The following is an 18371-nucleotide window of genomic DNA, read 5'->3' on the forward strand; positions in this document are numbered from 1 at the left end:
ACCTTTCCGAGGAGAGACATGACTGACGAGCAAGCGATCCGCACCCTGATCGAGACCTGGGTCGCGGCCGTGCACGCCGGCGACCTGGACACGGTGCTGGCGCAGCACGCACCCGACCTGGTGATGTTCGACGTGCCCCCGCCGTACGACGGTGTGCGCGGCCTGGACGCGTACCGCGACACCTGGCCCGGCTTCTTCGAGTGGCAGAAGTCCGGTGCCTCCTTCGAACTGGAGTCGCTGGACGTGACCGCGGGCGCCGACGTCGCGTTCGCCTTCGCGTTGCTGCACTGCCGCAACGCGGACGACGATCCGCGACAGTTGCTGCGGCTGACGATCGGCCTCCGCAAGATCGACGGCCAGTGGACTGTCACGCACGAGCACCATTCGTTCCCGCACGACGACTCGGCGGCTCCCGCGATCACGGAGGTGCTGGACCGCTGGAGCGCGGACACGACCGCGGGCAACCTGGACGCCCTGATGGAGCCTCTCGCCGAGAACGTCGTCTCCTACGAGATCGACGGCAACTACACCGGAAAACAAGCCGTCCGCGAGGTCTGCGCCGCGGGCCTGGCCTCGAGCCCGGACCCGATCACCTTCACCGTCCCCGACCCGACCATCGAATCCGCCGACAACCTGGCCGTCGCCTGGTCCGTCGACCACGTCACCGCCGACGGAACCGAAACCACCTCACGCGCCACCCGCGTCTTCCGCCGAACCGCCACCGGCTGGCAACTGATTCACCAGCACCTGTCGTATCCGGCGTCCTAGCCGGCTGCGAACCGCAGGATCGTGTCGGTCACCAGCTGTGGTTCGCGGAGGCTCGGGAAGTGGTCGGTGCCGGGGAGCCAGACGAACTGGCAGCCGGGGATGCGTGCGGCGGTGGCGCCGGCCACGGCTGCGAGGATCGGGCGGTCTTTATCGCCGACCATGACGACCGTCGGGGCCTGGATCTCGTGCAGCCGGTCGTAGACGGGCGGATCCGGTTTCAGGTACTCGTCCTGGTCGAACCACGCCGGGACAGCGGCGCGGAGCTGCGCGACCACAGCGTCGTCAGCACCCGCTGCAGCCCAGTGCCGCAGACCGAACTGTACGAGCCCCTCCACGTCTCGGTCCGCGGCCAGTACGTCGTACTGCGCGTCCAGCTCCGGCTCCTCCGGCATCGGGAAACCGGGGATGCCTGGACAGAGCAGCACCAGCCCATGGACCCGCTCCGGATGCGCCAGCGCGAAGCTGAGCGCAGTACTGCCGCCCATCGAGCAGCCGACCAGCAGGACCCGTTCCAGGTTCAGCTGGTCGAGGACTGTCTCGAGGTCGCCGAGCAACGAGAACTCAGTTGTCGGTTGCGGTGAGCGCCCGTACCCGCGGACGTCGTACCGGACAACTCGTCTGCCGTCGAGCCCTGGCATCACGAGGTCCCACGACCGCGAGTCCCCGATGCCTGGGTGCAGCAGCACGATCGGCACTCCCTCGCCGGCCAGATGCTCGGTCCAGACTGTGTCTTGCCCGACCGGGATCGTCAGTTCCATCTCTTCAGCATGCCCGTCCGTGCGTACCAATGCCCGCCAGCTCGCAGGTGCTTGACGAAAGCTCTTTGCAGCGTGGTCTCCTGCGGGATCTTGGCGAGGTCTTCGTCAGTCAGTTGGTGTTCTGGGACCTGCAGGTGCAAACCGAGCCGCATCAGCTCGCGGTCGCCCTCGGTGGGCTCCTCGGGCGGCAGCAGCGGCAGCAGGTCGAAGCGGCTCTGGAAACGGATGATGTTCGACTCCGGGCGCAGGTACTCGGCCAGCTGCGGGTCCAGCAGCCAGGAGTGGCAAACGAGCCCGGCGATCGGCTCCTCCGGGTACCAGCGTTCGAACGACGCGACCGCGGTCGCGATCGACTCCTCCGACTCCTGCGCGTCGAGCGGGCCGATCGGCGGGATGTGGATGGAGAGCACATGGCCGGACACACCGTCGCCCAGACCCATGTGCGTGCGGGTGAAGTCGTGCCGGCCGATCTCGTAGTCGGCTCCGCGGAACCTCAGTGGCGGGCCCCAGAGCGGCATCAGCCCGACGCCGGCACAGCCGAAGATGTGCCGGTGCGTGCCCATCACCCCACCGAGCGCCGAGACTGTTGCGACCGTCACGGACTCCGGTACGCCGCGCTGCTCATGGAGGTCACGCAGCCTCGGCAGGTTGGCCAGCAGCGCCCACGCCGGCGCGAACAGGCCCGTCGGCGACGCGTCCCGCGGTACTGCGGGCCAGCCTCTGAACCCTGTGGACGGCAGGGCCAGATCCAGGTCCCGTTCGACCTCTCCTGCGAGAGCCCACGTGATCGCCCACCACTCGGGCTCGCGGTCGGGATCCGGGCGCGCCGCCAGCATCGCAGCACGATCAGCCGGGTGCACACCGCAGTCCGCCAGCAACTCCTCGGCGTCCTCAGGCACCTCTGGGTCGGGGCCGACCTCAAGGCCCTCGAACCGTGTCAATGCCTGCTTCGTGAAGCCCACTCGTTCTGCCGCGCTCAGAACGTCCACAGTCGTGTCCTCCCACCTTCGGGTCCGTCCCTCGACCTCACCACGGGCCGTCGGTCTCGCGCACGACTTTTGTGTCCTAGGTCACGGCTAGGCTCGCCGAAACGTCTATTGAGGGAGTTGGGAATGGCCAAGTTCGGGGAGTCCGACGACCTGGCAGGTGCGGAGTTCGTCGGGGCGAATCTGCGCGGCGCCCGGTTCGTCGAGTCCGATCTGTCCGGTGTGGTGATGCGCGGCATCGACTTGCAGGGCGCGGACATCGACGCGCCCTGGATCGTCGAGCCGGGCGGCAGCCTGAAGGTGAACGGCGTCGAGGTCTCGGGGTATGTCGAGGACGAGCTGAACCGCCGGTTCCCGGGCCGGGCGGAGCGCCGGGCCAAGGACCCGGACGGCCTCCGCGCCGCGTGGGCCGCGGTCGAGCGGACCTGGGCGACGGCGATCGACCGCGTGGCGACCATGCCCTCGGGCACGGCCGACGGTTCCGTGGACGGCGAGTGGTCGTTCGCGCAGACCCTGCGGCACCTGGTGCACGCCATCGACCTGTGGATCGGCCGATCGGTTCTCGAGCGCGAGGACTTCCACCCGCTCGGCCTGCGGTACGGCGTGGAAGGCTCGCCCGACCACCCGCCGTACGCCGAGGTGCTCGAAGTCCACGCGAGCCGCTTCGGCCTGGTCCGCGACTTCATCGCCACGGTGACACCGGCCGAGCTCGACACAGCCCGTAAGAACCCGCACAACGCGAACCCCAAAACCACGAGATCCTGCCTGCACGTGATCCTCGAGGAGGCCTGGGAGCACTACCGTTTCGCCACCCGCGACCTCGACACCATCGCCGCGAGCTGATCGGCCGCTGTCAGAGCCGCAGCAGTCCCGCGGCGAGCGATTCACGCAATCCGGCGGGCGGCTCCTGGTAGCCCTCTTCCAACAGCGCACCGGGAAAGCCGCCGGCCGCGAAGGCCGTGTTGAGGTCGTCGACGAACCAGATCGTCGGCCCCACCTTCCCGTCGATTCCCGCAGCCGGCAGGTCGATGCCGTACGGCGCGTCTCCGCTGATGTTCGCCTTGTGGAGCTCGTCGGGCGCGTAGTCGAGCTGGAACGCGATACCGGCGTCCTGGCGCTGAGTGTCCTTCAGGTACGCGGCGTGCTCGGCCTCGAAGTAGGAGCGCGAGCCGCCGTGCTCTGCCCATTCCAGCTGGACCACCAGCGGATCCGCGAGCACGCTGGACGGCCAACTCGGCAAGTCCCCGACGAGCCACACGTCGCCCACCTGCCGGATCCACGCGCTCACCGTCATCGGGAACGGCGCGAACGTCGCCTCCAGCCAGTCGGCCAGCGCGTCCGCGCCCGGCGACGGCGGAACATGGGCACGACACGGCGTCCCCTCGTCGTCGTTCACCTCCGCCCGGAACCCCTGCGCCTGCAGCCGCTCGACGACCATCTCGACGTTCCTGCGGGCCCGGCCGGCGAACTCCCGCGCTACCGCCTCGGCGTCCTCACGATACGGAGCGTCGAAGACCTGAAGGCCGAGACCGCGCAGGTCGCGCCATACGACGTCGGGATCACCGGACACGTACCGCGCGTGAAAGCTCACCATGGCCGCAATCCTTGCAGAGCGCGACCACCGCCGCCGACTCAGCACGGCCACGTCGGCCTTGGGGTCGACGGCCAGGTGCCAGTGCGCCGAGAGCTGCACTCCAATGGACCCAGAGTGTCCGCGCAGCCACTCTGAATGCTGGCCCGCTTCGACGGCTGGACTCTGGTACTGGCCTGGGGAGAGCCTTTGAACATGCCTTCCCCGGGGGGTCTAGTCGGACGGGAAGCCGAGCTTGCCTTGGCTGCGGCTGCCGTGCGCGATCTCAGCGAGGGCAGGGCGTCGACGCTGGTGATCGAGGGGGAAGCCGGCATCGGCAAGACCCGGCTGGTGGACTGCATCGTCGATGACGCGCGTTCTCGTGGGATTGCCGTCTACGGCGGCCAGGCGCATCCCTTCGAGCGCACCCGCCCGTTCGGTGTGGTTGCTGAGGCCCTGAGTCTGAGCCGGCGGTCGCCCGACCCGCGCAGGGCTGCGATCGGCGAGCTGCTGGACGGCCGGGGCGCGGGGATGTCTGCGCCCCCCGCCGGCGACATCCAGTACAGGGTCGTCGAGGAGATCGTGGACCTGGTCGACAGCATGTGCTCGGAGAGCCCGGTACTGCTGGTGGCCGAGGACATCCATTGGGCCGACAGCGCAAGTCTCTTGACGATCCTGTCGGTGGCACGGCAGCTTCCCCTGGCGGCGTTGCTTGTCGTGGTGACAGCCCGGTCCTCGCCGCGGTCGGCTCAGCTGGAACTGCTGCTCACCGATCTAGCGGCCGGGGGCGCGCACACCCTGCAGCTCCAGCCGCTGTCGCCCGGCGAGGTGGCCGCGCTCGCCCGCGACGCGCTGGGGGCCTCTCCTGGTCCCACTTTGACCGCGATGCTGACCAAGGCCGGTGGGAACCCACTGTGGGCCGTAGCCATGGTGCGCTCACTGGTCGATGACGGCCGGCTGCGCCGCATCGGGGACATCGTCGACGTCACGACGTCGGAGCTGCCGGCCTCGCTGAGCGACCTTGTGGTTCGGCGCCTTCGCGACCTGCCCCCGGCAGCGCTGGAACTGCTGCAGGTCACGGCTGTTCTGGGCGATTCCGTTTCACTTCGCGACGTCGCAGCCGTAACCCGCCAACCGCCGGCCCAGGTGGTCCGGCATCTCAGCCACGCGTTCGACGCTCAGCTGCTGGACGAGGCCGACGAACGCGTCGTGTTCCGGCACCAGCTCGTGCACGACGCGATCTACCAGCACGTGCCGCCCGCGGCCCGCCGTCTTCTGCACCGCGAGGCAGCGGTCGTACTCATGGCCGGGGGCGCAGATCGACTGGACGTGGCGGATCATCTGATCCTCGGCGCGGAGCGGGGTGACGAGCAGGCGGTTGCCTGGTTGCGAGACGCCGCCCGTGAAGCCTCGGCTCGGTCGCCGTCGGTCGCCCTCGAGCTCACGCGCCGCGCCGACGCGCTGCTGCCCCGAGGTCATCGCGAGGCGGATCTGGTGTCGGCGGAGTTGGTCCAGGCGCTGCTGCGCGCCGGGCAGCCAGCCGAGGCGTCTGACCGCGCACAGGCGGTGCTCGCGCGGCCGCACGCCGTCGAGGTGCACACACCGTTGCGCGTGGCGCTGGTCGGTGCGTTGGCTCTCCAGAACCGCGCCGCGGAGCTGTCCGCCGTCGTCCAGGCCAGCTTCGCCGACCCTGTCCGGCTTCAGCCCTCCGACCGGGTGCTGATGCTGGCCCAGCAGAGCTGGGCCCTGACCTATACGGGCGATCCGAGGGCGGGCGAAGCGTCCGCCGGACATGGACTGGCCATCGCCGAGCAGGCGAGCGATCCGGCGATGACGGTGTGGGCTCTGACGGCATTGATGGTCGCGGTGGGACGGCAGGGCCGCTTCGGTGAAGCGCTGGTCCACGCCCGGCGCGCATCTCTGCTGGCTGAGGACTCGCCCGACACGAGGTCGCTGCCGCTGCGGCCGCAATTCTTTCTCGGCCTGGCGCTGTTCGACTGTGACCTCGTCGGCGAGGCGCGAGCGGCGTACCGGGCTGCTCTCGACGACGAGTTCGGCGCGGGATGGTGGCTCTCCGAGACGCTCATGGCCGACGCCCAGGCGTCCTTCGCGCTCGGGGAATGGGACGACGCCGTACCCGGCCTGATCGCCGGCGGCCGGACCGCGCTGGAGAAGGGCAACCCGCTCCTGGTGTCTCAGTCGCTCGCTTACCGGGCCATCATCGCGACGGGCGTGGGGGATCATCGGACCGCCGGCGAGCTGACCGCCGGAATCGGCGCCTCGCTGGACGGCGACCAGCTCAGCTACAACGCCGGAGTCCTCGCCTTCGCGGTGGCGGGACTCAGGGTGGCCCAGGGCGATCATCAGGCTGCCTATGACCTGCTGCTGCGGTGCTGGCGGTTCGACGCGGCACGAGAGAGCCGTTTCTACCATCGCTGTCTCGCGCCCGATCTCGTGCGTCTGGGCCTGAAACTGGGCCATCGTGACCTCGCGGCCGAGGTGGCCGGCGCCGTAGCGGAGGGAGCGACCCTGGCTCCGGAGGTGCCGACCGTTCAGTCCCTGGCGCTGCGCTGCCAGGGCATGGTCGACGGCGACGTCGAGCCGATGCTCCATGCCGTCACACTCGCCCGCCAGGCCCCGCTCCTGGTCGAGCACGCCGGCGCCTGCGAGGACGCGGCAAGGCTACTGGCCCACGGTGGGCGGCGGGACGAAGCAGCGACGCTGCTGACCGAGGCACTGGAGCGCTACGAGCACGCGGGGGCCGATGCCTGGGCGGGCCGCGTCCGGGCGCGGTTGCGCGAACTCGGCATCCGGCCTGGCCCCCGTGGGTCGAGGCACCGCCCGGCCGGCGGCTGGGAGAGCCTCACCACGACGGAGCAGGCAGTCTCGCGGCTGGTGGCAGAAGGACTCACGAACGGTGCCGTGGCCAGGCGGCTCTACATCTCGCCGCACACCGTCAACACCCACCTCCGGCACGTGTTCGCCAAGCTGGGCGTCTCCAACCGCGTCGCGCTCGCCACCGCCGTACATCACACGATCGAGTGATGTCTTCGCCGCTCGCGGCTCAAAGAATCGATCGCAGGCAGCAACGCACGCTGCAACCACAGACAAAGGGGGGTGCCACGATGGACCACGCTACGACGATGCGGACCACCTACGAGCTGATCAACGCGGGAGACCTCGCAGGGTTCGGCGACCTGGTCGCGGACGACTTCGTCGAGCACCAGGGCGGGCCGGGCTTTCCGACCACGAAGGAGGGCACGCTCGACTTCTTCCGGGCGCTGCTGACCTCCTTTCCCGACTTTCGGATGAACGTCGAGGATCTGATCATCGACGGCGACAAAGCCGTGGCCCGAGTCAGAGTCACCGGGACCCACCAGGGCGACTTCATGGGTGTGCCGCCATCCGGCAAGAGCGTCGAAGTGGACCTCATCGACATCATGCGATTCGACGGCGCCGGCCTGCTCTGCGAGCACTGGGGCGTGGCGGACATGCTGTCGCTCATGCAACAGCTCGGCGTCGTCCCCACAGCCGCTCCGGCGTAGCACAACCCGGCTCTCACCGCCGGGTGTCCCGAACACACCACGCAAGGAGGAGTTATGCCCACGATCATCGTGACCCACGATGTCACTGACACCGACCACTGGCTCACATCACCGAAGCGTGAAGAGCTCCTGCCCTCGTTGGGCGCCAGCAATCTCCGGACGTTCGTGAACCCTCAGGACCGGACCAAGGTCGGACTGGTCATGGACATCGCGGACCTCGACGTCCTCTTCGCCGTGCTGGCCAACCCATCGGACGAGCTCGCCGAAGCAATGAAGTACGACACCGTCATCCCCGAGACGATGGCGATCCTTGTAGCGTCCTGAACCAGGGTGATGCGCTCGAGAGCTACGAGCGCAGGGACGACAAGTTTCCCCGGCAGCGAGGCCTGGCGGAGTGCAGTGCGAATCAAGCTCGGGGTGCCTGACCAGCAGCCGGGCAACCCGTCGTGATCTCAAACCGCGCGGAGCGCCTCCGCCAGGCCGATCACAGTTCCCTCTCCTGGGAATCGACGCCGCAGCTCCTGGTCCAGCTCACTCGCAATCATCCTCAAGTGCACCTTGCTCTGACGCCCGTCCTTCAGTCCCTCAACGCCAAGGCCGACAGCTTGCTCCAGGTCGCCGTCTCGCCCAGCCACGAACGCGAGTGTCAGCCTGCACTCAGCGATCCGCATCGGGCTCAGCTCAGTGCCGTCCGGCCCGAGGTTGTCGCTGATGACTGACGCCGCATACTCGCTCGCCTGAGCGTCGTCTTGCGCCATGCGATGCACGTCCATCGCGTAGTAGTCCCACTTCGCCGGATCTACCTTGAAGTGGTTGTCCGTCCGATCCGGATACGGCAGCTCAGCGAGTAGATGGCGACCAGACTCGAGCACCGTCGTCAGCCCGGACTCACCGAGGCGCGCCCTCGCTTTCGCCTCCTGGGCGATGAGCTGGACTTGAACACTGGTGCCCTGCGCAACTGCCTGTCCGCGTCGTGATGCATCGACAGCCCGACGGAACTGGCCTTGTGTCAAGGCGAACCAAGCGGTCATCTCGTGCCCCCACCCAACGATCTCCGGGTGCCCTGCCTCCGCACCGAGCTGGGCCGCTGCAACGCGTGTGGACTCCGCGGCTGTGCCCATCCCGAGGTCGTACTCAACGCAACCGGCGAGCAGTGCGAGCCAGCCGCCGGCCACCAGCAGGTCTGTATGCGCCCTGAGCCCGACAGGACGGCGCAGCAGAGTGCCGACGTACTGAAGCCACTCGTGAGCCTCCTGACGAAGTTCCAGGGCGTCCCTCCGGTTGTACTGACAGCACAGCTCCTCAACGGTCGAGTGAAGCGCCTCGATCGTGTTCGGCGTCGTATCCGACGACTGCAAGCGTGAGACAAGCTCGGCCGTCTGCCAGGGCGTGTCATTGAGCTTTGCTGTCGCCTCCTGACGGGCCGCCGCGATCAGCTCCCCCTTCGCTCGCAGGGCCGCATCACATGCCCGTGCAATGTCCTCCGTCGCAGGCTTTCGGCCGTTCTCCACGTTCGACAGGTAGGACCGGCTGAAATGCGTTGCCCGCGCCAGGTCGGCCAGCGACCAGCCACGATGGTCGCGGTACTCCCGAAGGCGTCTCCCGAACGACATAACCCCAGTGTCACCCACGCTCTGTATCCCTGTCTCCCGATGCCGAGGGATACGCGGGAGCGATCGATCCGCCGCAACGCATCGGCCATGATCCGGACATGACCGAAACGACGCGGGGACCGGAGCGGGACGCCGCAGGATGGCCGATCCTCCGGGCTGCTCAAGACATCGACCGCGACGGCGACAACCCGACGACCGGCCGAAACTGCATCCTCGGCCACCACCAGGGCTACCACCGAGACGAGGCAGGGGCGGAGTGGCTAGACAGCTGACGCCGCCGACGCATCCGCAGCCTACGACACCGATTGCCGTCTCCTTCCTGATGAACGGGTACGAGCGCACTGCGGGCGACCTGGCCCCCGAGGCTCATCTCCGGCCTTCCGTCGTCCAGCGACATCAAGCCCTCGCCCTGAGCTCGGCGTTGGCGATACGGTCCTCTGAGCATTCGGAGAGTCGCTAGTACGTGGGGGCAGGATGGGTCTGTTCGGGCGCCAGGAGAGGCGCAAGCGGGACCACGCCAGGTGGTTTGAGGCCAAGGTTTCACTCGGAGGGGCGCTGAGCGCGGCATTGATCGGTGGCGCGGTGGTCCTGGTGGGAACTCTCGTCACGCATCGAGACGACAAGGTGCAGCAGACCCAGGCGGTGCAGGAAGATCACTCTGCAGAGGCCCGTGACAGGCGGTCTCAGATCTATCCGGCCTACCTGCACGCTGCCGCAGCGTACCGCGATGCCATGCACAGCACGTGGTTAGCGGTCGAACTGCGAAGGCAGACCGGTGCACCCTATGCGTCCCTCTACCCCGCGCTGAAGACGTTCGAGGAGGCTCGGCGGGCGTACCAAGACCAGCGAACGTTGCTTGCGATGTACGGCAGCGAGCGGGCCTGGACGGCGCAGGTGGACATGTCTGCCTCGCTGCTACCGGCCTACGGAAAAGTCAAGCTCGAGGCCGATGCGGACTATGACAGGTTCGATCGCGGCTATCGCGCCTTCCTCGGTGAGTTCTGCAAGGACGTGAATCCGGAGATTGCGCCCGACTGTCGGCAAGCACAGGCAGTCATCCCACGCCGGTAGCGCAGCCGCCCAGGTGTTTCAGCTTCTTGAGCCGCTGGAACACCGGGGCGTAGCCGCCGCTGCGATGCGGGCGCAATACGGGCACGGAGAGCCGTATACGGCTCTTGCCAGCCGGACAGCACGAGGAATAGTCGGACAGGCCTGCGCGACCTGCCCGCGAGCGTCTCTGCAGGTCAGCGCCCGGTTCTCGGGTGGGTTGAGCGGAGGGTGTGGAGCGGAGGGTGTGGGATTCGAACCCACGATGACGGTCACCCGCCATACCGGTTTTCAAGACCAGCGCACTCGGCCGCTATGCGAACCCTCCTGGCGTTGCCGCCGAGGGTTGAGGATACCGGGTGGAAACGGAGTGCGGGGGTGGGGAGGGGCCGGTAGGGTCGGCGCAGCGGCGAGGTCGTCGCTGTGGGTATGGACGGAGGTGGGAGCAATGTCTCGGTCGTTCGAGGGCATCGCACACACCGGCCGGTCGGCACGTTGACGTTCTGACCGGGCGGGACCGGCCGGCTGCTCGGCCGGGGTCCATCGATTCGTCATGCCCTCAGGAGTTCATATGCGTTCTCTCGGTGCCTACCTGGCTCCGTCCGAGCTCGGAGCGGATTTCCGGAAGATCTTTCCGGCCGCGATCATCTCCAACCTCGGCGACGGTGCGCTGATCGCCGCCGGTCCGTTGCTCGTCGCCTCGATCACCAGTGAGCCCGCGGCGGTCGGTGCCGCCGCGTTCGTCCAGCAACTGCCCTGGCTGTTGTTCGCGTTGTTCAGCGGCGTCCTCGTCGACCGGCTCGACCGCCGGTTGATGATCGTTGCCGCAGACACCTTTCGTGCGATCGTCCTGGCCGCGCTCGGTCTCGCCGTACTGCTCGACACCGCTCCGCTCTGGGCGGTGTACGTCGCACTCTTCCTCCTCGGTACGGCGGAAACGCTTGCGGACAACGCATCCGGCGCGCTGCTGGTCAGCGCCGTACCGAAGGATCACCTCGGAACGGCCAACGCCCGGCTGTTCGCCAGCGGCACTGTGCTCCAGCAACTGGGCGGACCGCCGCTGGGCGCGCTGCTGTTCGCTGCGGGGGCCGGTATCCCGCTGGTGTTCAACGCGATCACCTTCGCTGCCGCGGCGACCCTGATCGCCCGCGTCGCAGTCCGTCCGCCGTTGCCGGACGACTCCGCGCGGACAGCCATCTGGCAGGAGGTCCGCGAGGGAGTCCGCTGGCTCTGGCATCACTCCGGCGTACGGACGCTCGCCTTGTCGATCCTGGTCATGAACATCACCTTCTGCGCCGCGTTCGCGACCTGGGTGTTGTTCGCGCGCGAGCGGCTCGGTCTGACCGAGACACAGTTCGGCCTGCTCGTGTCAGTCGGCGCAGTGGGCGGTGTGCTCGGCATGCCGAGCACCACTTCCTGGAGCCGCGCCTGGGCTCTGTGACGCTGCTGCGCGCCGGGCTGGTCATCGAGACGACGGTCCACCTCATCTTGGCGCTCACCAGGAGCCCGTGGGTTGCCGGCGCGACCATGGCTGTGTTCGGCGTCCACGCGGTGGTGTGGGGCATCGTCTCGACCACAACGCGTCAGCTCGCCACACCGGACGCTCTGATGGGCCGGGTGAACAGCGTGTACCTGCTGGCGTCAGTAGGCGGTGCTGCGGTCGGCTCCGCGCTGGGCGGCGTACTGGCGCAGCGGTTCGGGCTGGCCGCACCGTTCGCGCTCGCTTTCGTGGCGATGGTGGTGATGACAGCGGTGGTTTGGCGCCCGCTACGGAACGTTGCGGTACGACAGGTGTCCGCGGCCGACTGAAATGGGTTGGAATGGGCTGGCGAGCGCTTGCTACGGTTCGCCAGCCGCCGAAACCGACCCGATGGGAGCGCTCCGCCATGCCCGCAGCCGCGTCACTCGGCCTGCCGAACGTTCGCGGCCGGGTCCCGTTGCTGGCCGGTCTGGCGATCGACTCGTTCGGCGGCGGCTGCGCCGGACCGCTGCTGTTGCTGTTCATCAACAAGGTCGCCGGCATCCCGCTCGGCACCGCCGGTGTGATGCTGACGGTAGCGACGCTGTTCTCGATCGCGGCCCCGGCCGCGGTCGGAGTGGTGATCGATCGGGTCGGCCCGCGGAACCTGGTGGTGGCCGCCCAGTTCGCGCAGGGCCTGGCGTTCACCGGCTTCTTCTTCGGGCGGTCGATGTGGCTGCTGTTCCTGTGCGCGCTGGTCACGACGACCGGGCAGCGCGTTTTCTGGTCAGCGATCTTCAGCCTGCTCGACGATGTCGCCGACAAGGGCGAGCGGGACAAGTGGTTCGGCCTGGGCGGCATGATGCAGGCCGGCGGCCTCGCCCTGGGCGCGCTGGTGGCTGGGTGGTTGCTGGCGATCGGCGGTGACGCACCGTTCCTGTTCGCGATGGCTCTCAACGCCGTGACGTTCTACGTCGCCGGGCTGCTCCTCCTGCGGCTGCACCCGTCACACCACGCGCGCGCAGACCAGGACAGCGGACCGGCGCCGCAGTTGCGCAAGGACAAGACGTTCCTGGCGCTGATCGCGGCCAACACGTTGCTGGCGCTCTGCACGATGATGCTCGGAGTAGGCGTGCCCGTGTACGTCACCGAGGCGCTGGCGGTGCCGAAGTGGCTGGTCGGCGTACTGATCGCGGCGACGGCGGTCGTGCTGGCGACCGGGCAGACGCTCGTCGTACGGCACACCGAGCGTCGGCGTCGTACGAACGTCATGGTGGTCGCCGGGATCACGTACGCCGCGTGGGCGCTGCTGATGGCGCTGCAGGTGCACATCCCGGGCGGATGGGTCGTACCGGTGCTGGTCCTCGCAACGGCCTGCTACGCGTTCGCCGACGTACTGCACGCGGCGACGAACAACGCCCTGTCGGCCGCGGTGTCGCCGGTCGTCGGTCGGGGCAAGTACCTGTCGTACTGGCAATACTCGTTCACGTTCTCGAGCGTGCTGGCGCCGGCGTTCTTCGCGCAGCTCTTCGAGGTGCAGCACGAACTGCCGTGGGTGGTGCTGGCGGCGCTCGCACTGGTCGCGAGCCTGACGTTCTACGTGCTGGCTCGCGTGGCGCCACGGCTGAGTGCCGAGCGGATCTGACCGACCGGTTCCTGACCTGTCAGGATGCGTTGCATCGCGTCGAACATCTGTTCTAATGTTGGCTCAGTTCGCGGTTCTCCACCCCGGATTGTCCGCCGGACCGAGCCTGCCACCTTCGATGTGGACGGCCCGGAGGACACCGCCGCCCGGGTTGTGAGGACCCGGGCAGTGGAGAGTCCGCATCGACCGGGTAGACAAGCTGGAGCGAGGTGATCAAGCGACGAGAGGACAGCGACAGATGCTGCTCGAACACCGCGGCCGTCGACCGGTCGTGCCCGAATCCGCGTACGTCGCCCCATCGGCCGTGCTCTGCGGTGCCGTCGTCCTCGGCGAAGGCAGCAGAGTCCTGCACGGGGCTGTACTGACCGCGGAGAACGGCGAAGTCCGGCTCGGTGAGAACAGTGTGGTGATGGAGAACGCCCTGGTGCGCGGCCGGGCGAACCATCCCGCCCTGATCGGCGACGCGGTTCTGGTAGGTCCCCATGCGCACGTCAACGGCGCCACGGTCGAGGACGAAGTCTTCATCGCCACGGGCGCCGCGTTGTTCCCCGGTTCTGTCGCCGGCGCAGGCGCGGAGCTTCGGATCAACAGCGTGCTGCACGTGAACTCGCGGCTGGAAGCAGGCACGGTCCTCCCGATCGGATGGATCGCGGCCGGCGACCCGGCCCAGCTCTTCTCCCCCGACCGGCACGAGGAGCTGTGGCAGATCCAGCGCGACCTGGACTTCCCCGGGACGGTGTACGGCGTGCCGCGCGGCACGTCCATGCGCGACATCATGGCGCGCCAGTCGGCGTACTTCGGCGAGCACGCTTCGGACCGCCCGGTCGATCCGTCCTGACCCCTCAGGCGGTGATCAGGGAAAGCAGTTCGAAGCGACGTACCTGGGCGGGAGAGGAACCTGCGCAGGTCAGGCGGGCATCGACGGTGTCGAGGTGCGCCGAGACTGCGACGGCGAGCAGGCCGTTGGTGGATGCGAGGAGGATTCGCCAGCGGTGGTCGCCGAGGACTTCGACGGATTGCGGAAGGAGATTGCCGACCGCGGGTGAGTGACCGGCGGCGCGGGCGAAGTGCTGAGCGGCTTGGACGGCGGGGTTGAACGCACCTGATCCACGGAGGAGGTCGGGTACGACGACACCCTCGTCGTACCGCTTGGCGAGCTCGACGGCGCGGGCCGGTGGGACATGCCCGTAGAACAGGCCGTGGGGCAGGACGACGACGTTCGCCGCGAAGCGGTCACCGCCGATGTGGCTGCATTCCCAGGTGCGTTCCGGGTAGACGGTCGCCAGCGCTGCGGCGACAGGCCGTCCACGGACGGCGCAGCACGCGTCGTGGCGACCGTGTGTGCAGACGAGATACACCGGCTCGTCGCTGACCTGTCCTGGATCGTTGCCGGCGAGCACCTCGAGCAGGTGCTCGTCAGCCGGCAGCTCACCCCACCGAACAAGCTCACGCCCAGGTCGGCAGTCCACCAGCCCCCAACGCCGCGGCCCGCTCCGATCCACACGCCCATACCGCCGGATCAGCACCGGCCGAACCCCCGCCTCACGACACATCCGCGCCACAAGAGCACCCAACTCCCCACCAGACAAACCCTCCCGAAGCCCGCTGTGTCTGAGGGAGGTGAGGGCCTGGCGGGGCCAGGGGGTATGGGATTCGATGAGGAGCCAGCGTTCGGCGGGGGGAGCGGTCGCGGTCAGGGCGTCGCGACGGAGGTCGGCCTGCGCTGCGCAGCCGGTCTCCGGTCGATACCTGACGCCGTCTCGGTCCACACCACCTCACGATACTGTTGCCACTTCAACTACCAGGATCCCCTGACCGCACGGCGTACCCGGGACCGTCGGCTGGATGAACACCATCGCGAGCCGGCCCAGGGTGGACGACCTACTGGGCGACGATGACGGCCTCGGTGAGGAGGCGGCGGACCAGTACGAGTTGGTCTGCGTCGTCGAGCTCTGGGAGGTCGCCTACCTTGCACTCGGCGCCGGAGATCAGTTCGGTGACTGCTGCGGCGGTGGTTGGCGGGAAGGTGATGGTGCGGTCGGGTAGTTGCAGGACGAGCGGGTCGCCGGGGACGAGGCGGCAGCGGAGGCCGCCGCGGAGGCGGACCGTCGTGCCGACCGCGAGGGACGCGATCGACGCGGCGTGGGCCAGCGGGGGCAGCGGAGCCGGCCGGTTGCTCGACCACGTGCGTCGGCGCAGACGGTTGGCCAGCGCGTCCGGGGTCGCCGTACGGAGCTCTTGGGTGAAGAGCTCGACCACCTCGGGCAGGACCTCGGCCAGTTGCTCCGGATCGCCTGGGTCGAAGCCGAGGGGAAGCGCAGTGCGCAGCGAAGGCTGGTCAGCAGCAAGAGCAGCCAGCTCCTGCACCAGGAGGTAGCGCGTCAGCGTGTGCAGCCCCACCGTCAAGTGCGCGCTCACACCACCGAGCGCCTTCGCCGAGTGCAGGAAACCGCGCGGCACGTAGAGCGCGTCACCAGGCCGCAGTACGTCGTCGATCACCGGCGCCTTGTCACGCGCTGCCGCTTCAACGGCCCGCGCGTGATCGGTCCACGGCTGGTTGCGGAGCGGGTCGACATGGACCGGCTCATGCACAGTCCAGTGCTTCTCACCGGCGACTTGCAGGACGAACACGTCGTGTACGTCGTAGTGCGCGGCGAACCCCTGCGACTCGGCCGGGGTGATGTACGCGTTGATCTGCACCGGGTGCCCCACATCGGCCGACAACTGAGTGGAGAAGTCGACCAGCGCCGGCCACGTGCGATGCAGCGCCTGCAGGACGACGGTGTGCCCGCTGGCGAACAGCGCCGCGACCTTGTCGTCCCGCACCTGGTCCGCGATCTCCGCACCCACACCGGCCGATCCGGTGAACTGGCCGTCGCCGACCACCGACCCGTTCTTCGCGATCCGCAAGAACGGTGTCCTCAGGCCGCGACGGGACAGGAGCTCATCCACGGCGTCGAGACTGAACAGGTCGTCGTACGGCGCGGGCAGGTCGGGCCCGTGGGACAGCAAGGCCCGCGAACCCCAGTAGGAGTTGGCGAACTCGTCCAGATTGCCCGCTACACAGCGCCGGAGGGCCGGGCGCTCAGCTCGCAACAGCTCACCGCTGTCCGGCGCCGACTGCTCGGCCGGATGGTTGTTCTGCGGGAACGGCCCGGCCTCCGGCACCGTGGTCACCAGCTTCCGGAGTTCCCGCCGGCGCCGCCGTCCGCGCCGCCATCGGCACCGCCGTCGGTCGCGTTCGGGTTCGCGCCGCCGTCCGCGGGCCCCTCGCCACCAGCGCCACCGTCAGCCCCACCGTCACTGCCACCTGAGTTGGCCCCGCCGTCCGCGACGCCCTCGCCGCCGGCACCACCGTCGGCGCCACCGTCCTGCGTGCCCTGCGAAGCCCCACCGTCAGCAGGCCCTTCGCCGAAGCCGCCACCGGCTCCACCATCTGCCCCACCGTCGGCACCACCGTCAGCGCCACCCGGATTGGCCCCGCCGTCCGCGATGCCCTCGCCACCAGCGCCGCCGTCCGCGCCACCGTCCTGCGTGCCCTGCGAAGCCCCACCGTCAGCAGGCCCTTCGCCGAAGCCGCCACCCGCACCGCCGTCGGCGCCACCGTCCTGCGTGCCTTGCGAGGCACCGCCGTCGGCCGGCCCTTCGCCGAAGCCCGCGCCGCCATCGGCCCCGCCGTCAGCACCACCGTCCGACGACTGCCCGCCGTACCCGCCGCCGGGAGCAGCCGTCGAGCCGCCTCCGTGCTCACCGCTGCCTTCGGACGAGGTGTTCATGTCGTCATCGTCGAGACCCATTGTGCTGCTCCCTTCGCGAACGGCCAGAAGTTGCCCGAGACATACCAACCGGGGCACTGGTCATCTTGTGCGCAAAGTGGACCTCAGCTAAACCCCCGTCGCGTTACAGCGCCAACTCGATTAGCACCTTCACCAAACGGTCGGTGACGTCCTCGGGCCGTACGGCGATCCGCAGCCAGTCGGGCCCGAGCCCGGGGAACGTGTCACCGCGCCGCACCGCGAATCCCTGCCCACGCAGGGATTCCCGCACTCCGGCGGCACCGGGGAGGTGGACGAGGACGAACGGCGCCCGTGCCACGCCGAACGTCGAGAGTCCGTTCACTGTTCGGAGACTGTCAAGCAGATGGACACGTTGGCGTTCGATGTCGAGCGCCGCCTGCGCCGCTTCCGCGACGGCCCGCTCGTTGCTGCAGGCAATTGCCGCCGCGAGCGCAGGAGTGGACACCGGCCAGTGCGGCTGTACGGCGGCCAGTTGCTCGACCAGTCCCGCGCCGGCGACGACGTACCCGACCCGCAGTCCCGCGAGTCCCCACGTCTTCGTCAGGCTCCGCACCACCACGAGCCCGGGGATCGACGCGCCGACGAGCGATTCGGGCTCCCCCGGTACGGCGTCCATGAACGCCTCGTCGACGACCAGGATCCGGTCGGGCCACGCCAGTTCGCGCAGCACGTCGGCGCGGTGCAGCACCGACGTCGGGTTGGTCGGGTTGCCGATGATCACGAGATCCGCATCGGCCGGTACGGCGGACGGATCGAGCACGAACCCGTTCTCGGGCCGCAGGATCACCCGGTCGACCAGGTGCCCGGCCGAACGCAGCGCCGCCTCGGGCTCGGTGAACTGTGGATGCACCACGACCGGGTGTCGCGGCCGGAACGCCCGCGCGATCAGCACGAACGCCTCCGCGGCTCCGGCGGTGAGCAGCACCCGGTCCGGTGCGACGCCGTGCCGGTGCGCGACCGCGGCGACGGCCGCGTCCTGCCGCGGGTATGCCGCGAGGTCGGTCAGGCTCGCCGTGATCGCGTCGAGCAACCAGCGCGGCGGGGTGCCCGCGCGGACGTTGACGGCGAGGTCGACCAACCCGTCGCCGACCTCGAGATCGCCGTGATGCTCCAGATCAAACCCATCCGCCACGCCCAGGAGGCTAACGGGTCAGACGGTGATTCGGACCAGCCGGTCCGCGCA

General features: G+C 68.9%; 19 protein-coding genes and 1 tRNA gene. 11 read left to right on the forward strand and 9 right to left on the reverse strand.

Features of this window, described 5'->3' with window-relative positions; all coding sequences use genetic code 11:
- Positions 1 to 18: 18 nt before the first annotated feature.
- Complete coding sequence (locus AB0I12_RS26580; protein WP_359934503.1) at positions 19 to 768, forward strand: nuclear transport factor 2 family protein; 750 nt, start codon at positions 19 to 21, stop codon at positions 766 to 768.
- Here AB0I12_RS26580 and AB0I12_RS26585 read toward each other — a convergent pair.
- Together AB0I12_RS26585 and AB0I12_RS26590 are read right to left on the reverse strand one after the other, a co-directional pair.
- On the reverse strand, positions 765 to 1526 hold the full coding sequence (locus tag AB0I12_RS26585; RefSeq protein WP_359934505.1) for an alpha/beta hydrolase: 762 nt from the start codon (positions 1524 to 1526) through the stop codon (positions 765 to 767). The two genes, AB0I12_RS26580 and AB0I12_RS26585, sit on opposite strands and share 4 nt — an antisense overlap.
- Positions 1517 to 2515, reverse strand: a complete 999-nt coding sequence (locus AB0I12_RS26590; RefSeq protein WP_359934507.1) for an acyltransferase domain-containing protein — start codon at positions 2513 to 2515, stop codon at positions 1517 to 1519. The genes AB0I12_RS26585 and AB0I12_RS26590 overlap by 10 nt, the downstream gene beginning before the upstream one ends.
- A 123-nt stretch (positions 2516 to 2638) precedes the next feature.
- Between AB0I12_RS26590 and AB0I12_RS26595 the strand changes: the two genes are divergently transcribed.
- A complete protein-coding gene (locus tag AB0I12_RS26595; protein ID WP_359934509.1) occupies positions 2639 to 3355 on the forward strand; it encodes a DinB family protein in 717 nt (238 codons plus the stop codon).
- A gap of 10 nt (positions 3356 to 3365) precedes the next feature.
- Here the strand turns inward: AB0I12_RS26595 and AB0I12_RS26600 are convergent, their stop codons facing one another.
- On the reverse strand, positions 3366 to 4106 hold the full coding sequence (locus AB0I12_RS26600; RefSeq protein WP_359934511.1) for a hypothetical protein: 741 nt from the start codon (positions 4104 to 4106) through the stop codon (positions 3366 to 3368).
- 135 nt (positions 4107 to 4241) lie between these two features.
- Between AB0I12_RS26600 and AB0I12_RS26605 the strand changes: the two genes are divergently transcribed.
- The 3 genes from AB0I12_RS26605 to AB0I12_RS26615 all read left to right on the forward strand — a co-directional run bounded on the left by AB0I12_RS26605 (position 4242) and on the right by AB0I12_RS26615 (position 7951).
- Positions 4242 to 7127 (forward strand): AAA family ATPase, encoded by a 2886-nt coding sequence (locus AB0I12_RS26605; protein ID WP_359934513.1) that lies wholly within the window; start codon positions 4242 to 4244, stop codon positions 7125 to 7127.
- An 80-nt stretch (positions 7128 to 7207) separates the two neighbouring features.
- Positions 7208 to 7627 carry an ester cyclase gene (locus AB0I12_RS26610; protein WP_359934515.1) on the forward strand — a complete coding sequence of 140 codons (420 nt, stop codon included), beginning with the start codon at positions 7208 to 7210 and terminating at the stop codon, positions 7625 to 7627.
- A 54-nt stretch (positions 7628 to 7681) separates the two neighbouring features.
- Positions 7682 to 7951, forward strand: coding sequence for a hypothetical protein (locus AB0I12_RS26615; RefSeq protein WP_359934517.1), 270 nt, complete (start codon positions 7682 to 7684; stop codon positions 7949 to 7951).
- A 128-nt stretch (positions 7952 to 8079) separates the two neighbouring features.
- Here AB0I12_RS26615 and AB0I12_RS26620 read toward each other — a convergent pair whose 3' ends face one another.
- On the reverse strand, positions 8080 to 9240 hold the full coding sequence (locus AB0I12_RS26620; protein WP_359934519.1) for a helix-turn-helix transcriptional regulator: 1161 nt from the start codon (positions 9238 to 9240) through the stop codon (positions 8080 to 8082).
- Positions 9241 to 9338: 98 nt separating this feature from the next.
- On the opposite strand from AB0I12_RS26620, the gene AB0I12_RS26625 reads away from it, so the two are divergent.
- On the forward strand, positions 9339 to 9512 hold the full coding sequence (locus AB0I12_RS26625; protein ID WP_359934521.1) for a hypothetical protein: 174 nt from the start codon (positions 9339 to 9341) through the stop codon (positions 9510 to 9512).
- Positions 9513 to 9714: 202 nt separating this feature from the next.
- Positions 9715 to 10311 carry a hypothetical protein gene (locus AB0I12_RS26630; RefSeq protein ID WP_359934523.1) on the forward strand — a complete coding sequence of 199 codons (597 nt, stop codon included), beginning with the start codon at positions 9715 to 9717 and terminating at the stop codon, positions 10309 to 10311.
- A 215-nt stretch (positions 10312 to 10526) separates the two neighbouring features.
- On the opposite strand, the gene AB0I12_RS26635 is transcribed toward AB0I12_RS26630, so the two are convergent.
- Positions 10527 to 10615, reverse strand: a tRNA-Ser gene (locus AB0I12_RS26635).
- Between the two features lie 243 nt (positions 10616 to 10858).
- On the opposite strand from AB0I12_RS26635, the gene AB0I12_RS26640 reads away from it, so the two are divergent.
- The 4 genes from AB0I12_RS26640 (at position 10859) to AB0I12_RS26655 (ending at position 14229) form a co-directional block, all read left to right on the forward strand.
- The gene (locus AB0I12_RS26640) at positions 10859 to 11728 is read left to right on the forward strand and encodes an MFS transporter (protein WP_359934525.1); all 870 of its coding nucleotides are present in this window, start codon (positions 10859 to 10861) and stop codon (positions 11726 to 11728) included.
- A complete protein-coding gene (locus AB0I12_RS26645; protein WP_359934527.1) occupies positions 11725 to 12096 on the forward strand; it encodes an MFS transporter in 372 nt (123 codons plus the stop codon). Before AB0I12_RS26640 ends, AB0I12_RS26645 begins: the two co-directional genes overlap by 4 nt.
- 77 nt (positions 12097 to 12173) lie before the next feature.
- On the forward strand, positions 12174 to 13391 hold the full coding sequence (locus AB0I12_RS26650; RefSeq protein ID WP_359934529.1) for an MFS transporter: 1218 nt from the start codon (positions 12174 to 12176) through the stop codon (positions 13389 to 13391).
- A gap of 238 nt (positions 13392 to 13629) precedes the next feature.
- A complete protein-coding gene (locus AB0I12_RS26655; RefSeq protein WP_355693323.1) occupies positions 13630 to 14229 on the forward strand; it encodes a gamma carbonic anhydrase family protein in 600 nt (199 codons plus the stop codon).
- Positions 14230 to 14233: 4 nt separating this feature from the next.
- Here AB0I12_RS26655 and AB0I12_RS26660 read toward each other — a convergent pair whose 3' ends face one another.
- From AB0I12_RS26660 to cobC, 4 genes are all read right to left on the reverse strand, one after another.
- Entirely contained in the window at positions 14234 to 15160 is a 927-nt protein-coding gene (locus AB0I12_RS26660) for a sucrase ferredoxin (protein ID WP_359934531.1), read from the reverse strand.
- Between the two features lie 112 nt (positions 15161 to 15272).
- Positions 15273 to 16568, reverse strand: coding sequence for a cupin domain-containing protein (locus tag AB0I12_RS26665; RefSeq protein WP_359934533.1), 1296 nt, complete (start codon positions 16566 to 16568; stop codon positions 15273 to 15275).
- A complete protein-coding gene (locus tag AB0I12_RS26670; RefSeq protein ID WP_359934535.1) occupies positions 16565 to 17188 on the reverse strand; it encodes a BatC protein in 624 nt (207 codons plus the stop codon). The genes AB0I12_RS26665 and AB0I12_RS26670 overlap by 4 nt, the downstream gene beginning before the upstream one ends.
- A gap of 103 nt (positions 17189 to 17291) precedes the next feature.
- Positions 17292 to 18320 (reverse strand): Rv2231c family pyridoxal phosphate-dependent protein CobC, encoded by a 1029-nt coding sequence (gene cobC, locus AB0I12_RS26675; protein WP_359934537.1) that lies wholly within the window; start codon positions 18318 to 18320, stop codon positions 17292 to 17294.
- Between the last annotated feature and the right edge of the window lie 51 nt (positions 18321 to 18371).

It is taken from the genome of Kribbella sp. NPDC050459 (assembly GCF_040655315.1).
Lineage (GTDB): Bacteria > Actinomycetota > Actinomycetes > Propionibacteriales > Kribbellaceae > Kribbella.

Excerpts from the sequence above, each read along its gene's own strand:
- AB0I12_RS26580 (WP_359934503.1), top strand. The coding sequence starts at position 19 with ATGACTGACGAGCAAGCGATCCGCACCCTGATCGAGACCTGGGTCGCG.
- AB0I12_RS26585 (WP_359934505.1), bottom strand. The coding sequence starts at position 1,526 with ATGGAACTGACGATCCCGGTCGGGCAAGACACAGTCTGGACCGAGCAT.
- AB0I12_RS26595 (WP_359934509.1), top strand. The coding sequence starts at position 2,639 with ATGGCCAAGTTCGGGGAGTCCGACGACCTGGCAGGTGCGGAGTTCGTC.
- AB0I12_RS26600 (WP_359934511.1), bottom strand. The coding sequence starts at position 4,106 with ATGGTGAGCTTTCACGCGCGGTACGTGTCCGGTGATCCCGACGTCGTA.
- AB0I12_RS26605 (WP_359934513.1), top strand. The coding sequence starts at position 4,242 with ATGCTGGCCCGCTTCGACGGCTGGACTCTGGTACTGGCCTGGGGAGAG.
- AB0I12_RS26610 (WP_359934515.1), top strand. The coding sequence starts at position 7,208 with ATGGACCACGCTACGACGATGCGGACCACCTACGAGCTGATCAACGCG.
- AB0I12_RS26615 (WP_359934517.1), top strand. The coding sequence starts at position 7,682 with ATGCCCACGATCATCGTGACCCACGATGTCACTGACACCGACCACTGG.
- AB0I12_RS26620 (WP_359934519.1), bottom strand. The coding sequence starts at position 9,240 with ATGTCGTTCGGGAGACGCCTTCGGGAGTACCGCGACCATCGTGGCTGG.
- AB0I12_RS26625 (WP_359934521.1), top strand. The coding sequence starts at position 9,339 with ATGACCGAAACGACGCGGGGACCGGAGCGGGACGCCGCAGGATGGCCG.
- AB0I12_RS26630 (WP_359934523.1), top strand. The coding sequence starts at position 9,715 with ATGGGTCTGTTCGGGCGCCAGGAGAGGCGCAAGCGGGACCACGCCAGG.
- AB0I12_RS26640 (WP_359934525.1), top strand. The coding sequence starts at position 10,859 with ATGCGTTCTCTCGGTGCCTACCTGGCTCCGTCCGAGCTCGGAGCGGAT.
- AB0I12_RS26650 (WP_359934529.1), top strand. The coding sequence starts at position 12,174 with ATGCCCGCAGCCGCGTCACTCGGCCTGCCGAACGTTCGCGGCCGGGTC.
- AB0I12_RS26655 (WP_355693323.1), top strand. The coding sequence starts at position 13,630 with ATGCTGCTCGAACACCGCGGCCGTCGACCGGTCGTGCCCGAATCCGCG.
- AB0I12_RS26670 (WP_359934535.1), bottom strand. The coding sequence starts at position 17,188 with ATGGGTCTCGACGATGACGACATGAACACCTCGTCCGAAGGCAGCGGT.